The sequence below is a fragment of the Blautia glucerasea genome, assembly GCF_013304385.1.
Classification (GTDB): Bacteria; Bacillota; Clostridia; order Lachnospirales; family Lachnospiraceae; genus Blautia_A; species Blautia_A ammoniilytica.
Genome location: NZ_JAAITU010000150.1, coordinates 1 through 489, shown reverse-complemented (window position 1 = coordinate 489; position 489 = coordinate 1). Strand labels below are relative to the sequence as shown.

Sequence of the window (489 nt, the reverse complement as noted above, 5' to 3'; positions counted from 1 at the left end):
CTTCCGATATCCTTAAACCACAGCAATAGAGCAACCTGATAAGAAAAGGGTATACCAAAAGCATTATTTACAGACAGCTACTTTAAAGATTTATCAAGCGATGCCAAAATTTTATATGGACTGATGTTGGATCGAATGTCTCTTTCCATCAAGAATCAGTGGTTTGACGACAAAAACAGAGCATATATCTACTTTTCCATCGAAGATATCATGGAATTACTGAACTGTGGCAGAAATAAAGCCATCAAATCCATGAGAGAGCTGGATGACGAAACAGGAATTGGTCTGATTGAGAAACGCAGGCAGGGATTTGGAAAGGTGAATGTTATCTACGTAAAAACCTTTATGCCTGAGAAAAAATTTGGAGAGGAATTAGAGAAGTTTAAAAAACAAACTTCTGTGGAAAATGAAGAGCCTGCAGAAGTTTACAATTTAAACTTCATGAAGTCCCAAAATCAAACTTCTAGAAGTCCCGAAAACAAACTTCAA

1 pseudogene is annotated in these 489 nt (G+C 36.4%); it reads left to right on the top strand.

The features are described from left to right. Positions 1 to 51 precede the first annotated feature (51 nt). A pseudogene (locus G5B11_RS18825) lies at positions 52 to 489 on the top strand (replication initiator protein A); the annotation flags it as partial.